The following is a 13,371-nucleotide window of genomic DNA, read 5'->3' on the forward strand; positions in this document are numbered from 1 at the left end:
ACAACCGTCCACAGACCCGACTGGCAGGTTTTCTATTATCTAACAAGTCTATGTCTAACCGTGTAACTCAGTCTTGCTTGTCTTTCCGGTCTTGCGCTTCTTACTCTACCAGATCCGTTTTCCGGCCCGTTCTCGGGGCTTTCCGCGTTTCCGGCCTTTCGTTTCTCGCCGCTTAAGCTTAGCAGATCCGTTTTCCGGCCGTTCTCGCTGGCCTTCTTCGTTTCCGCCGCTTTCTTTGGCGACTCCCTAGAACCTAGCACATCCGATTTTCGTGTTTCCCGGCCTCGGTTCCGCATGAAGGCGCCGACGATTACAAGAATCGAAGGTTGATCCATGTGGTCCCGTGATCGAGGGCCTGCACTCGGCAGGGCGCGCACGAAAGCTCGTGTGTTCAGATCTTGGGAGGTTGACCATAGCAGACCTACGATGTAGCTCTGATCTTGGTCGGGCGGCCAGCAAGCCGGTCACCGTCCCGATCCGCCTACTGGCTCTCGGTCCGTTCCTGCCCGGTTCCCCGCTGACTCGTAAACATTAGCGCGCCCCCTGGGGAGCGTCAAATCGGGGGGCGGGAGTTCTGGGTCACGGCAAGGGATTAAGCCGCCGTGACCGTGCCCGTGAGGGCCGACCACCGTCCCCCGGGACGATGTCTTGCCTGGTCAGCGTACCTCAACACCGGCGATGTTGCGCTTACCGCGACGAAGAACGGCGTATCTGCCGTGCAGGAGTCCGTCCCCCGAGAGGGTGGCTTCGGGGTCGGTGACCCGCACGTTGTTGACGTAGGCGCCGCCTTCGGCGACGGCCCGTCGCGCGTCGGAGAGGCTCTTGGCGAGGCCGCTTTCCTTGAACAGTGCGGCGACCGAGGGCGTTTCGCCTTCCACAGTGGTCAGTCCGGCCTCGCTCAGCGCGGCGGCGAGCGTCGACGCGTTCAGGTCGGCGAGTTCGGCGCGGCCGAAGAGGGCCTGGCTGGCGGCGACGGCCTGGTCGAGCTCTTCTCGTCCGTGGACGAGGGCGGTGAGCTCTTCGGCGAGCGCGCGCTGGGCGGCGCGGGCGGCGGGCCGGTCGGCGGTCTGCTTCTCAAGGTCTTCGATCTCCTCGTGGCCGCGGAAGCTGAAGCGGCGGAGGTAGAGGCCGACCATCTTGTCGTCGGTGTTGAACCAGTGTTGGTAGAAGGCGTAGGGGCTGGTGAGTTCGCGGTCGAGCCAGGTGCCGTTGCCTTCGGACTTGCCGATCTTGGCGCCGTCGGCGGTGGTGACCAGGGGGGTGCTGAAGGCGTGGACGGGTCCGGCGCCCTTGCGGCGGATGAAGTCGACGCCGGCGGTGATGTTGCCCCACTGGTCGGAGCCGCCGAACTGGAGTGTGCAGCCGTGGCGGCGGTGCAGTTCGTAGAAGTCGTTGGACTGGAGGAGCTGGTAGGCGAACTCGGTGAAGCTGATGCCGGTCTCCAGGCGGGCCTTGACGACTTCGCGCGCGAGCATGCGGTTGACCGAGAAGTGCTTGCCGACGTCGCGGAGGAAGTCGATGGCGCTGGTGGGCCCGGTCCAGTCGAGGTTGTTGACGACCTGGGCGGCGTTGTCTCCGTCGTAGGTGACGAAGGGTGCGACCTGGTTGCGGATGTTCTCGACCCAGCCGGCGACGACCTCGGGTGAGTTGAGGGAGCGTTCGCTGGTCTCGCGGGGGTCGCCGATCTGTCCGGTGGCGCCGCCGACGAGGAGGAGCGGGCGGTGTCCGGCGAGCTGGAGTCGCCGGGCGGTGATCACCTGGGTGAGGTGGCCCACGTGGAGGCTGGGGGCGGTGGGGTCGAAGCCGACGTAGAAGGTGACGCGCCCGTTGAGGTGCTCGTGGAGGGCGTCGGGGTCGGTCGAGTCGTGGAGCAGGCCACGCCAGCGCAGGTCGTCAAGGATGTTCACGCCCTTGATTCTGGCTTATGGCCCCCGGGGGTGCGCGAACGGTTTCTGGGTGAGTGTGGGCGGTAGGGGCTGACGGTGGGTTCGCCGGGGAGCCAGAAGCGCCAGGGGGTGGTGGCGGCTTCGCCGCCGATGCCGGTGCGGGGGCCGTTGGCGAAGTCGGCGGGTGGGTGCGCCGGTGGGCGGAGATGGACGGGGCCGGTGCCGTCGAGGGCGGGTTTTCCGGTGTCGTCGCCGGTGACGGCGAGCGCCTGGGCGAGGCGGGCGGGTCCTCGGGCGAGGTCGCGGTCGCTCACTTTCGGTCCTCGGCGCCGGCGGGCGAGGTCGTGTCCGGCGATGACCTCTCCGGCGCGGATGAGGGTTCCGGATGCGCGGCCGTCGGGTGCGCAGGTGATGTTGAGGCACCAGTGCATGCCGTAGGTGAAGTAGACGTAGGTGTGGCCGGGCGGGCCGAACATAGGGGCGGTGCGGGGTGTGCGGCCGCGGTGGGAGTGGGATCCGGGGTCTTCGCCCTGGCCGGCGTAGGCCTCGACTTCGGTGATGCGGATGGTGACGCCGTTGGCGGTGATCTCGCAGCCGAGGAGTTGTGGGGCGGCGACGGAGACGTGGTCTTCGAGGATCTCGGTGAGCGGTGGTGTGCGCCAGCCGGCCGAGCGGGCCCAGACGCGGGCGTGGGCGCGGCGGATGCGGGGGTCGCCGGGTGGGGGTTCGCCGTCGGTTTCGGGGTGCGGGTCGAGGGGTGGGAGTCCGACGGTGGCGCGTCGTTCGTCGACGTGGGCGGGGTCGTCGATGGTCCAGGGGCGGAGCTCGCCGTCGTCGTTCCAGTCGAACTGGGTGCCGTAGGTCTGGGGGCGGGCCTCGAAGTAGGCGATGCGGTCGGCGAGCGTGGCGAGCCGGGCGGGTGGGCCGTCGGCGGTGGTGAGGACCCGGTGCTGGAGGGCGGGGTCGGCGATGGCGTGCTGGGTGATGATCCAGGCGGCGTCGTGTGCTTGGGTGCCGACGGTTGCGGCGGTGGGCCAGCCGTGTTCGTCGAGGATGGCGGTGAGGCGTTCGGCGTTGGCGTGGTGGACGGCGGCCATGCGGGGGTGGTAGCCGTCGTAGAGGCTGCCGTCGGCGGCGAGTTCGGTGCGGACATGGTCGTCTTCGGCGGCCATGGTGAGCAGTTCGGCGCGGACGGTCTGGTTCACGGGTGTCAGTGTGCCCGGTGCGATGATCCGGGGATGACGTTGCCCGAGGGGCTCGCGGATGCCGAGCTGGCCGCCTTTGTCGCGGAGATGCGTTCTTTCGATGGTCCGTCGTTCCGGGAGCGGGGTGCGGCCGACGTGCGTGCGGCCGCGGCCGCGCGGGCTCGGGTGCTGGAGCCGGTGATGGCGGAGGTGCGGGAGGTCGACGCCGGTGGGGTGCCGGCGCGGTTGTACCGGCCGGTGGAGGGGGCGACGCCGTTGCTGGTGTTCTTCCACGGGGGCATGTGGTCGATCGGGTCGCTGGACACGCATGAGCGTGCGTGTCGTGAGCTGGCGCGGGACGCGGGGGTGTCGGTGCTGGCGGTGGATTACCGGCTGGCGCCGGAGCATCCGTTCCCGGCGGCGGTCGACGACGCGGTCGCGGCGACGCGGTGGGCGCTGGCGCGGGTGGGTGAGTTGGGTTGTGTCGGTGTCCCGGGTGTGGGTGGGGACAGTGCGGGTGGGCATGTGGCGACGATGGTGTGCCTGCGGTTGCGGGACGCGGGTGAGGTGTCGCCTTCGGTGCAGGTGCTGGTGACGCCGAATACGGATCTGACGTTGTCGCGGCCGAGTGCGCGGGAGAAGGCGGAGGGCTGGGTGCTCACGACTGATGGGGTGGCGTGGGGTGTCGAGCAGTGGGTGCCGGACGCGGCTCGGCGTGGGGATCCTGATGTGAGTCCGTTGGCGGTGGAGGACTTGTCGGGTTTGCCGCGGGCGGTGGTGGTGACGGCGGAGCATGATCCGTTGCGGGATGAGGGTGAGGAGTACGCCGGTCGGCTGCGGGACGCGGGGGTTCCGGTGGTGTGGCGGCGGGAGGACGGGATGGTCCATGGTTTCCTGACGACGCATGGGGTGTCGCCCGCGGTCGACGCGGCTTCCCGGCGGGTCGCGGAGGACGTGGCGCGAGCCTTTGGCGGATAGCGGGCGGGGGTGAGGGTGGGCCCCCAAGCGCAAGCGCTCCCTCTTCACGCCCCCGTCGAACCCGGCATCGCGGCGGGCCGAGCCCGATCCCCTGCATGGCAGGCGGTTTCGTTCGCGCCGCTCAGACCGGCGGAGCATAATGGCGGTCTGCTGGTGTGTCTGGAGGCGCGGTGGAGTTGGAGTTGCGTCACCTGCGTGTTCTTGTCGCGATCGCCGATACGGGTGGGCTGGGCCGGGCCGCGGTGGCGCTGGGGATGAGTCAGCCGGCGGTGAGCACGCAGTTGCGGCGGATCGAGCGGGTTTTCGGGGAGAGCTTGTTCGTGCGGACCAGCGGGGGTGTGCGGTTGACGTCTTATGGTCTCGACGTCGTGGAGCGGGCTCGTGATGTCCTGGACCGGGCGGATGCTCTGGTGCGGCGTCCGGTGCCGCCGTCGGTGGTGACGGCGTTGCGGCTGGGGTCGACGACGACGCCGATTCTGGCGGGTCTGGTCGCGAGGTTAAGGACGGCGTTTCCTTCGGTGGCGGTGTCGGTGAGCAGTATTTACGCGACCGACACGCTGGTTCGGTCCTTGGAGGACGGCGAGCTGGACGTGGCGCTGGCGATGGACTATCCGGGGCTGGAGTTGCGGCATTCGGGGAATGTGGCGCATCGGGTGGTGGCGACGGAGCCGACGTTCGTGGCGATGCCGGCGGATCATCCGTTGTCGCACCGGGTGGAGGTGGCGTTGTCGGATCTTTCGGCGGACACGTGGTTCGTGACGCCTGATGACGGCGCGGGCTGGCCGGGTGTGTTCTACGCGGCGTGCCGGGAGGCGGGGTTCACTCCCCCGGCGACGCACGAGTTCCTCGGTACCGACCAGACGCTGGCGATGATCGCGGCTCGGCTGGGGGTGACGGCTTGCCAGCCGACGGTCCGCGCGGTCGCGGGTCTCAACGTCAAGCCCTTGGCCGGTTCGCCGTTGTGGTCGCGGCACATTCTGGCGTGGCGCACGGACGGGCCGGGCGCGGCGCTGGCCGCGGCGTTGCATCATCATGCCGCGTCGGTGTATCGCGAGCTGATTCCGCGGGCGCCGCATTTCCGGGCGTGGCTGCATCGGAACAAGGTCGTCCCGACGGGTTGACCGGGTGCTATGACCTGGCATAACACCCGGTGGCGCGATCTTGCGGGGGTGAACGGGACGTGTCCACAATGGCGCATGTCAGCCAACATCCTGCTCGCCGCCGCTCCGGCCACGGCTTCGGCGGCGATCGAGCGCGCTCTCACCGGTGCGGGCCATCGCCTGCATGTGCGGCGCAATGCCCGCGAGGCTCTGATGGTCACCGACACGGTCGCCTTGGATCTGGTCCTGGTCGATGTGCGGTTGCCGCCTGATCCGGGGCCGGTCGCCGCGATCGGTCCGCGCGCGGGTTGCGCGGTGGTCGCGCTGGCCGCGGCCGATACCGAGGAGCTGGCGATGCGTTTCGTCGAGGACGGTGCCGACGATTTCCTCATCGCGCCGTTCACCCGCGCACATCTGGCGGCGCGGGTGCGGATGGCGTTGCGCCGTTCGCGGCCGGTGCCGCGGGTGATGACGGTCGGCGGGATCACGGTGGACTTGGCGGCGCGACGGGCGGCGTGCGATGGGCGCGCGCTGTCGTTGTCGCGGCTGGAGTTCGATTTCCTGGCCTTTCTCGCGGGACGGGCGGGTGAGGTCGTGTCCCGGGAGGACTTGGTGGCGGCGGTGTGGTGCGAGCGGTATTCGGGGCATGACCGGGTGATCGACGTGCACTTGAGCTGCCTGCGCCGCAAGCTCGGTGAGTCCGCGGCCCGGCCGAGGCACCTGCACACCGTCCGGAACGTGGGGGTGCGGCTGCAGGCGCCTTGAGCGGGCGACCTCAAGCGCGCCTCAAGATCCGTTGCCCGGTGCGGGAGTCGTGGTTACGCTCCTGCGTCACGGCCCATCCGTGGCCGTGCCGCCCTTTCGGCACCCGTGTCCGGCAATGCAATGTCACATGCCATATTGGACGGCCCTTCCGCCGATCGGCAGGTCGGCGGTCATCCCCGGAGAACCCTGTGAAAGCGAAACTGTTCCGTGTCGCCTACGGGCTGCTGCCACTGTTGCTGGCGGCCTCGATGGCCACCGTCCCGGCTGCACCGGCCGCGGCGGACCCCGCCGCACCGGCCGGCGACGGGCGCGCGCCGCTGGCGTCGACCGCCGCCGCGCCCGACTCCGACACCGGCGTCCGCACTCCCCTCAGCGACCGCGCACCCGTCCCCGCCTCGGACGACCACCTGCGCAGCACCCCCGACGACAAGGCCGCGCCTTTAGCGGCGGTCCCGAACTGCTCGATCGCCGACTTCACCAGCCGCACGGGAACCGCACTGGTCCAGTTCATCGAATCCACCACCACCGCCTGCGTCAACACGCTGTTCTCGCTGTCGGGCAACGACGCCTACCTCGCCTTCCGTGAGGCGCAGATGGCCAGCGTCGCCTACGGCTACCGCGACAACGCCCTCTACTACGACGGCACCAACAACGCCGGAACCGCGCAGCTCGTGCTCTACCTGCGGGCGGGCTACTACGTGCAGTTCTACGCCCCGGGAACCGTCGGCGAGTACGGCCCGACGCTGCAGACGGCGATCCGCGCGGCCCTCGACGCGTTCTTCGCCAACGGCCACTCCGGTGACGTCAACGACGTCAACGGGGAGACCCTCGCCGAGTCGGTCACGCTGATCGACAGCGCCGACGAGAACATCCGCTACCTGTACGTCGTCAAGCGCATGCTCAACGGCTACAGCACGAGCTACGACGGCTACTGGTGGATGGTCAACGCCGTCAACAACGTCTACTACGTGCTGTTCGCCGGCCACAGCCTCTCCGGTTTCGGCGCGGCCGTGCAGGCCGATCCGAGTGTGCTCGACACGCTCTACAACTTCGGGATCCGCTGGACCTCGCTGCTCGGCGGCGACAACTCCTACCTGGACAGCAACGCCGGTCTCGAACTCGGCCGCTTCCTCCAGTACAGCGGCCTCCAGGCGAAGGTGCGGCCGCAGATCCGCGGGCTCCTCGACGCCTCGGCCCTGACCGGGCGGACCGCTCCACTGTGGATCGCGGCGGCGGGCGCGACCTACTACTACGACAACGCCAACTGCTCCTACTACAACACCTGCGACCTCAAGGCCCGCGTCGCCGCCGCCGCGCTGCCGATCAACCACACCTGCAGTGCGACCCTGCGCATCCGGGCGCAGCAGATGAGCGCCGCCGAACTCGCGGCGTCGTGTTCGAGCCTGGCCAACCAGGACGCCTACTTCCACAACGCGGTCAACGACCCCGGCCCGGTCTCCGGTGACAAGAACACGAGCCTGGAGACGGTCGTGTTCGACTCCAGCACCGACTACGGGACCTACGCCGGGATCCTGTTCGACATCGACACCAACAACGGCGGCATGTACCTCGAAGGCGATCCCGCGGTGACCGGGAACGTGCCGCGCTTCATCGCCTACGAGGCCGAGTGGGTGCGGCCGACGTTCCAGATCTGGAACCTCAACCACGAGTACACGCACTACCTCGACGGTCGCTTCAACATGTACGGCGACTTCACCGCGGGCGTGTCGACCCCGACGGTGTGGTGGATCGAGGGCTTCGCCGAGTACATCTCCTACGGGTACCGCAACGTCACCTACACCGAGGCGATCACGGAGGCCGGCAAGGGCACCTACGCCCTGAGCACCCTGTTCGACACGACCTACGAGAACTCCGACACCACTCGCGTCTACCGCTGGGGCTACCTGGCCGTGCGGTACATGCTGCAGTCGCACCGCGCCGACATGACCACGGTGCTCGGCCACTACCGCAGCGGGAACTGGCAGGCCGCCCGCACCTACCTCAAGTCCACCATCGGCACGCGCTACGACGCCGACTGGCGCACCTGGCTGGCCGCCTGCGCGGCCGGCGGCTGCGGCGGGACCTCGCCGGGCACCGCGCCGACGGCCGACTTCACCTTCGCGGCCACCGGCCTGACCGTCGCGTTCACCGACCGCTCCACCGACACCGACGGCACCATCGCCTCCCGCGCCTGGAACTTCGGCGACGGGACCACCTCGACGGCGGCCAACCCGTCGAAGACCTTCACGGCGGGCACCTACAACGTCCGCCTCACCGTCACCGACAACTCCGGACTGAGCGCGAGCGTCACCAAGGCGGTCACGGTCAGCGGAGGCGGCGGCGACCTGCCCACCTGCACCGGAAGCGACACCCGCACGCTCGGCAAGAACTGCCAGCGCTCCGGACTGTCGGCGACCACCGGGAACTACAGCTACCTCTACCTCAACGTCCCCGCCGGCACGACCCGCCTGACGATCACCTCGACCGGCGGCACCGGCAACTGCGACCTGTACTACAGCGGCACGAACTGGGCCACGACCTCGTCGTACACCCAGCGCTCGACCGCCTCGGGCAACGGCGAGACGATCACCGTCAACAACCCGCCCGCCGGATACAACTACGTCAGCCTGTACGCGACCGCCGCCTGCGCGGGCGTCACCGTTCGCACGCAGTACTGACCTCCCGGGCCGCCCGTTCCTGGCGGGGCGGGCGGCCCTCACCACGCGATAACTACCGTGGTGGCATGGACATCACCGCCGACAAGAGCACGCGTTCGCGCGTCTCCGCCTACGCCGTGACCGTCGACGAGCGCGAGCGGATCCTGCTGGCGCGGCTGTCGGCGGAGTCGGCGGTCTTCGAGCCCGGCCTGTGGCACCTCCCCGGCGGCGGCGTCGACCCCGGCGAGCAGCCCGTCGAGGCCCTCGCCCGCGAACTGCGCGAGGAGACCGGCCTCGCACTGCGCGACGCGCGTCTCCTCGACGCCCGGGCCTACACCTCCACCAGGCTCGGCGTCAGCTGGCATCTGGTCGCGCTGTTCTACGCCGTCGACCTCGCGCCGGGCGAGCCGCACGTCACCGAGATCGACGGTTCGACCGCCGAGGTCGCCTGGCTCCCGATCGCCGGGCTCGACCGCGACGAGCTCTCGCCGCCCACCGTTGACGGGTTGGCCATGACCGCCGCACCCGGCCTCTAGGGTCGCTTCGACCCAGGGCTCATGGGCGCCTTCCTCGCCGACGGGCCCGCCGAGACGCTCGGTGAGCGGCTCCCGGCGGGCCTCAGCTGGCCGCGGTCGCGCTCATCGCGGCGAGGCTCGGTGCCGAGGTCGGCGACGCCAACGCCGTGGAGTTCCTCGCCGCGCACGACTTCACGGTGACGGCCGGGCCGCGCGAGCACGCGTTGCGGACGTACACGCGCGTCACGACGCCCGGTGACAACGAGTGGTACGACCTGTGAAAGGAAGACGGTTCCCTCCCCGACGTGCTCGCGCCGCACGAGCCGTACCTCGCGACGCCGGCGGCGGCCTAGGCGTTGCGGCGGCCCTGGCGGGTCTCGACGCCGATCGGCGGGAGCGGACGGTAGGGCGCCTCAAGGGCGGCGAGCTCGTCGTCGTCGAGGCTCACACCGGCGCCGGCGAGCGCGTCGGTGACGTGGCCGAGGCGGGTCGCGCCGACGATGGGGGCGGTGACGTCGGCCTGGTGGAGGAGCCAGGCGAGGGCGATCTGGGCCTGCGGGAGGCCCCGGGCGGCGGCGACGGTGGTCACGGCGTCGACGACGGGTTTCATGTCGACGTTGCCGTAGCGCAGGGTGAGTCCGAAGTCGTTCTGGGCGCGGGTGGTCGTCTCGGCGTCGAAAGGCCGGGCGAGGAGCCCGCGCGCCAGGGGGCTCCAGGGGATGACGCCGACGCCCTGGTCGGCGCACAGCGGGAGCATCTCGCGCTCTTCCTCGCGGTAGGCGAGGTTGTAATGGTTCTGCATGGAGACGAACGCGGTGAAGCCGTGGCGTTCGGCGGTGTGCTGGAGCTTCGCGAACTCCCACGCCGCCATCGACGAAGCGCCGATGTAGCGGGCCTTACCGGAGCGGACGACGTCGTGGAGCGTGGCCATGACCTCCTCGACGGGCGTATGCGGGTCGAGCCGGTGGATCTGGAACAGGTCGACGTGATCGGTGCCCAGCCGCCGCAGCGACGCGTCGACGGAGTCGAAGACGTGCTTGCGCGACAGGCCGCCGTCGTTCGGCCGGTCGGACATGGGCAGGCCCACCTTGGTGGCGAGGACGTAGTCGGACCGCCGCGCGAAGAGCTTCCGCAGCAGCCGCCCGGTCACGACCTCGCTCGCGCCGGTCGAATAGACGTTCGCGGTGTCGAAGAAGGTGACGCCGCCCTCGACGGCCGCGCGCACCAGCGGCTCGGCCTCGGGCTCGCGCAGCGCCCAGGCACTGCGGGCGGGGTCGCCGAAGGACATCATGCCGAGGCAGACGCGGGAGACGGTGAGGCCGGAGTTTCCGAGACGTGTGTAGTCCATGCGGAAGTTGTACTCCGAGAGCCGGGGGCTGTGGGGGCACCTCCGGTTCGTCCCGGCCGAGATCACACCCCCGCCGCCGTGCGCATCATCGCCGCGAGGGCCACGCCTCGGGCGCCGCGGACGGTGCAGCTCGCCCAGGTGGCGCCGTCGGCGTGGACGCGCAGGGTCGTGGCGTTGAGGAGGTCGACCCGGGTGACGCGGTTCCAGGGCAGGCGGCGGCCGTCGCGGGCGGTGAGGCCGTCGACGTGCATGGTGAGGTGGGCGCGGCCGTCGACGGGGACGGGTGTCCCGGCGAGGAGCTGCCCGCGGAGCTCGGTGTACTGCCGTTCGACGGCGAGGCGGCTGACGGTGGCGGTGAAGTCGCGGAGGTCGGTGACCGTGCCGTTGACGGTGATCCGCTCGTCCCGGCCGGCCACGGTGATCTCGATGTCGGACAGTCCCCGGGAGAACTCGACGGCGACGTCGCGCACGTCGGTCCAGCGCGCCGACTTGATGAAGCCGACGTCGTCGGTGAGGGTGAAACCGTTGTCGTGGACGTCGAGGCGGCCGTGGACGGTCTTCCTCGACAGCACCGTCGCGCCGAGACCGGGCGGGACGGGCCACGCCAGCTGCCTCCGCGGGGCGGTGGCCGCGTCCTGGCTCGTCTTCACCGCGCCGGCGATGGACAGCCCGATCGCCAGCACGCCCGCGATGCCACAGCACCAGGCGTTGCGCTTGTTCGACGACTCGATCCGGTCGCGGTTCTCACCGTAGTCCCAGCTCCCCTCGCCGCCGAACTCCACGCAGGTGTCGCCGGACTCCATCGTGTTCCCGCCGCAGTCGTCCGGATCGCCCCGCGTGACCGGGATCATCACCAGCAACGCGACGCCCACCAGCACGCCGACCACGTAAACGCCATACCGTCCCATGCCCGCGGACGCTATGGGACCTCGCCGGGGACCGCTCCCCGTCCGAAGCGGTCCCGGCGAGGCGTCAGCGGCCGGTGAGCACCTCACGCATCCGCACGGCGAAGGTCGCGGGGTCCTCGGCGAAGCCGGTGTGCCCGCCCGGGAACATCGTCGGCTCGGTCCCGAGCAGGCCCGTGAGGGCCTTCGACGTGCGCTCGCACAGCTGCCCGGACGACTCCTCGCCCAGCCCGACGAGCAGCTTCGGGCCCAGCGCGCGCAGGCGCTCGACGTCGGGCTGCCAGCGCGTCGACGGACGGATCATGTGCTCGTACTGGAACAGCTCGTCGGCGGTTGTCCGCGCGTCACGCGGGCCGCCGAAGAACATCTGGAACAGCGGCTCCGGCATGTCGATGTTCGCCAGCTTCATGAACAACCGCCACGATCCCACGACGTCACCGGACACGTAGGCCGCGATGATCTCCTCGGTCTTCGCGTACAGCTCCTCGCGATCGTCGAGCAGGCTGTTCAGCGGCGGCTCGTGCGCGATCGCCAGGTCCAGCAGCTCCGGACGCGCCTCGGCGAGCGCCAGCACGCTCACCGCTCCCCCGCTCGACCCGAGGATCGCGGCGGGACCGGCGTCGACGTGCGTGATCAGCCGCGCGAGGTCGTCGGCGCGTTGCTCGGGCGTCGAGTCGGCGTCGCGGTCGGCGACGGTGCTGCGGTTGATGCCGCGCGGGTCGGTGGTGAGCACGGTGTGGTCGGTGCCGAGCAGGTCGGCCAGTCCTTCGAAGGAGCGGGCGTCCATCGGCGCGCCGACCAGGACCACGAGCGGGCCTTCTCCGCGAACCTCGAAGTACAGTCGCGCGCCGGGGGTGTCAAGGGTGCCGGTCTTCGGTGTGATGTTCATCGGTGGGCCTCTCCGTTATTCGTTCGGTCGATGGTTAGACCGGGCCGGTGAGGCAGAATCGTCGCTCGTGAGCGAAGTTTTTTCGCAGAGCGCCGCGGAGGTCGAACTCGCCCTGGCCAAAGGAGGCGACGACGACGCCTTCGCGCGCCTCGTCGCGCCGCTGCGCGGCGAGCTCCACGCGCACTGCTACCGCATGCTCGCGTCATTCCACGACGCCGACGACGCCCTCCAGGACGCCCTGCTGCGCGCCTGGCGCTCGCTGCCGAACTTCGAGGGCCGCAGCTCCCTGCGCACCTGGCTCTACACCGTCGCCACCCGCACCTGCCTGGATCTGCTCCAGGGCCGAGGGCGCCGCGCCATGCCCGTCGACCTCGGGCCCGCCAGCCCGCGCGCGGTCGTCGGGGACCGCTTCGACACCGAGATCTCCTGGCTCGGCCCCTATCCCGACGCCGCCCTCACCGGTGGTCCCGACGCCCGCTATGAGCAGCGTGAGGCCGTCGAGCTCGCCTTCGTCGCCGCGCTTCAGCACCTTCCGGGGAATCAGCGGGCCGCGCTGCTGCTGTTCGAGGTCCTCGGCTTCTCCGCCGCCGAGATCGCCGACACGATGAAGACGTCGGTCGCGTCGGTGAACTCGGCACTGGCGCGCGCCCGGCGCGTCGTGGCCGAGAAGGTCCCGTCGCGCAGTCGACAGCGGCCCCTGCGCGACATCGACGACGCTCGCGTCCGTGAGATCGTCACCGGTTTCTCCACGGCCCTCGAAGAAGGCGACGCCGACGCCCTCGTCAGCCTCCTCACCGCCGACGTCACCTGGTCCATGCCGCCCATGCCGCACTGGTACCGGGGACTCGACGCCGTCACCGACTTCGCCGTCGCGGTGCCGCTGACCGGCTGCGGCGGCTGGCGCCACATCCCCACCGCCGCCAACGGCAGGCCCGCCGTCGCCGGTTATCGCTGGGACGAGGCCGCCGGGACCCACACGCCGTGGTCGATCACCGTGCTCACGCTCGCCGACGGGCGCATCGCCGAGCTGACCTCGTTCCTCGGGGCGGAGAACTTCCCGTTGTTCGGGCTGCCGGCGACGCTCGACTAAGCGCTTGTCCGGCAGAGCAGCCACCGGCCGGGGAGACGCATGCCTCATGCCCGG

The 13,371-nt window shown here is 70.1% G+C and carries 11 protein-coding genes and 1 pseudogene; 6 read left to right on the forward strand and 6 right to left on the reverse strand.

Translation table 11 applies throughout. The features are described from left to right. Positions 1-656: 656 nt before the first annotated feature. From tyrS to HNR73_RS41065, 3 genes and pseudogenes are all read right to left on the reverse strand, one after another. On the reverse strand, positions 657-1,907 hold the full coding sequence (tyrS, locus tag HNR73_RS35655; RefSeq protein WP_184792476.1) for a tyrosine--tRNA ligase: 1,251 nt from the start codon (positions 1,905-1,907) through the stop codon (positions 657-659). Continuing rightward, complete coding sequence (locus tag HNR73_RS40420) at positions 1,904-2,590, reverse strand: DNA-3-methyladenine glycosylase (RefSeq protein ID WP_373316643.1); 687 nt, start codon at positions 2,588-2,590, stop codon at positions 1,904-1,906. Before HNR73_RS40420 ends, tyrS begins: the two co-directional genes overlap by 4 nt. Positions 2,591-2,647: 57 nt before the next feature. Continuing rightward, positions 2,648-3,091, reverse strand: a pseudogene (locus HNR73_RS41065) (DUF6624 domain-containing protein); the annotation flags it as partial. Between the two features lie 33 nt (positions 3,092-3,124). Between HNR73_RS41065 and HNR73_RS35665 the strand changes: the two are divergent. The 5 genes from HNR73_RS35665 (at position 3,125) to HNR73_RS35685 (ending at position 9,106) form a co-directional block, all read left to right on the forward strand. Continuing rightward, on the forward strand, positions 3,125-4,048 hold the full coding sequence (locus tag HNR73_RS35665) for an alpha/beta hydrolase (RefSeq protein WP_184792477.1): 924 nt from the start codon (positions 3,125-3,127) through the stop codon (positions 4,046-4,048). Between the two features lie 170 nt (positions 4,049-4,218). After that, the gene (locus HNR73_RS35670; RefSeq protein WP_184792478.1) at positions 4,219-5,169 is read left to right on the forward strand and encodes a LysR family transcriptional regulator; all 951 of its coding nucleotides are present in this window, start codon (positions 4,219-4,221) and stop codon (positions 5,167-5,169) included. Positions 5,170-5,244: 75 nt separating this feature from the next. Next, on the forward strand, positions 5,245-5,913 hold the full coding sequence (locus tag HNR73_RS35675) for a response regulator transcription factor (RefSeq protein WP_184792479.1): 669 nt from the start codon (positions 5,245-5,247) through the stop codon (positions 5,911-5,913). A gap of 188 nt (positions 5,914-6,101) precedes the next feature. Further along, the gene (locus tag HNR73_RS35680; protein ID WP_308441965.1) at positions 6,102-8,591 is read left to right on the forward strand and encodes a collagenase; all 2,490 of its coding nucleotides are present in this window, start codon (positions 6,102-6,104) and stop codon (positions 8,589-8,591) included. Positions 8,592-8,656: 65 nt separating this feature from the next. Then, entirely contained in the window at positions 8,657-9,106 is a 450-nt protein-coding gene (locus HNR73_RS35685; RefSeq protein WP_184792480.1) for an NUDIX hydrolase, read from the forward strand. Positions 9,107-9,434: 328 nt separating this feature from the next. Here the strand turns inward: HNR73_RS35685 and HNR73_RS35690 are convergent, their stop codons facing one another. The 3 genes from HNR73_RS35690 to HNR73_RS35700 all read right to left on the reverse strand — a co-directional run bounded on the left by HNR73_RS35690 (position 9,435) and on the right by HNR73_RS35700 (position 12,227). Continuing rightward, positions 9,435-10,433 (reverse strand): aldo/keto reductase, encoded by a 999-nt coding sequence (locus tag HNR73_RS35690; RefSeq protein WP_184792481.1) that lies wholly within the window; start codon positions 10,431-10,433, stop codon positions 9,435-9,437. A 62-nt stretch (positions 10,434-10,495) separates the two neighbouring features. Next, entirely contained in the window at positions 10,496-11,341 is an 846-nt protein-coding gene (locus tag HNR73_RS35695) for a hypothetical protein (RefSeq protein WP_184792482.1), read from the reverse strand. A gap of 64 nt (positions 11,342-11,405) precedes the next feature. Next, complete coding sequence (locus HNR73_RS35700) at positions 11,406-12,227, reverse strand: alpha/beta fold hydrolase (protein ID WP_184792483.1); 822 nt, start codon at positions 12,225-12,227, stop codon at positions 11,406-11,408. Between the two features lie 67 nt (positions 12,228-12,294). Here HNR73_RS35700 and HNR73_RS35705 point away from each other — a divergent pair, with 67 nt between their 5' ends. Then, positions 12,295-13,317, forward strand: a complete 1,023-nt coding sequence (locus HNR73_RS35705) for a sigma-70 family RNA polymerase sigma factor (protein ID WP_239122324.1) — start codon at positions 12,295-12,297, stop codon at positions 13,315-13,317. Positions 13,318-13,371: the final 54 nt, after the last annotated feature.

The sequence above is a fragment of the Phytomonospora endophytica genome (genome assembly GCF_014202425.1).
GTDB lineage: Bacteria > Actinomycetota > Actinomycetes > Mycobacteriales > Micromonosporaceae > Phytomonospora > Phytomonospora endophytica.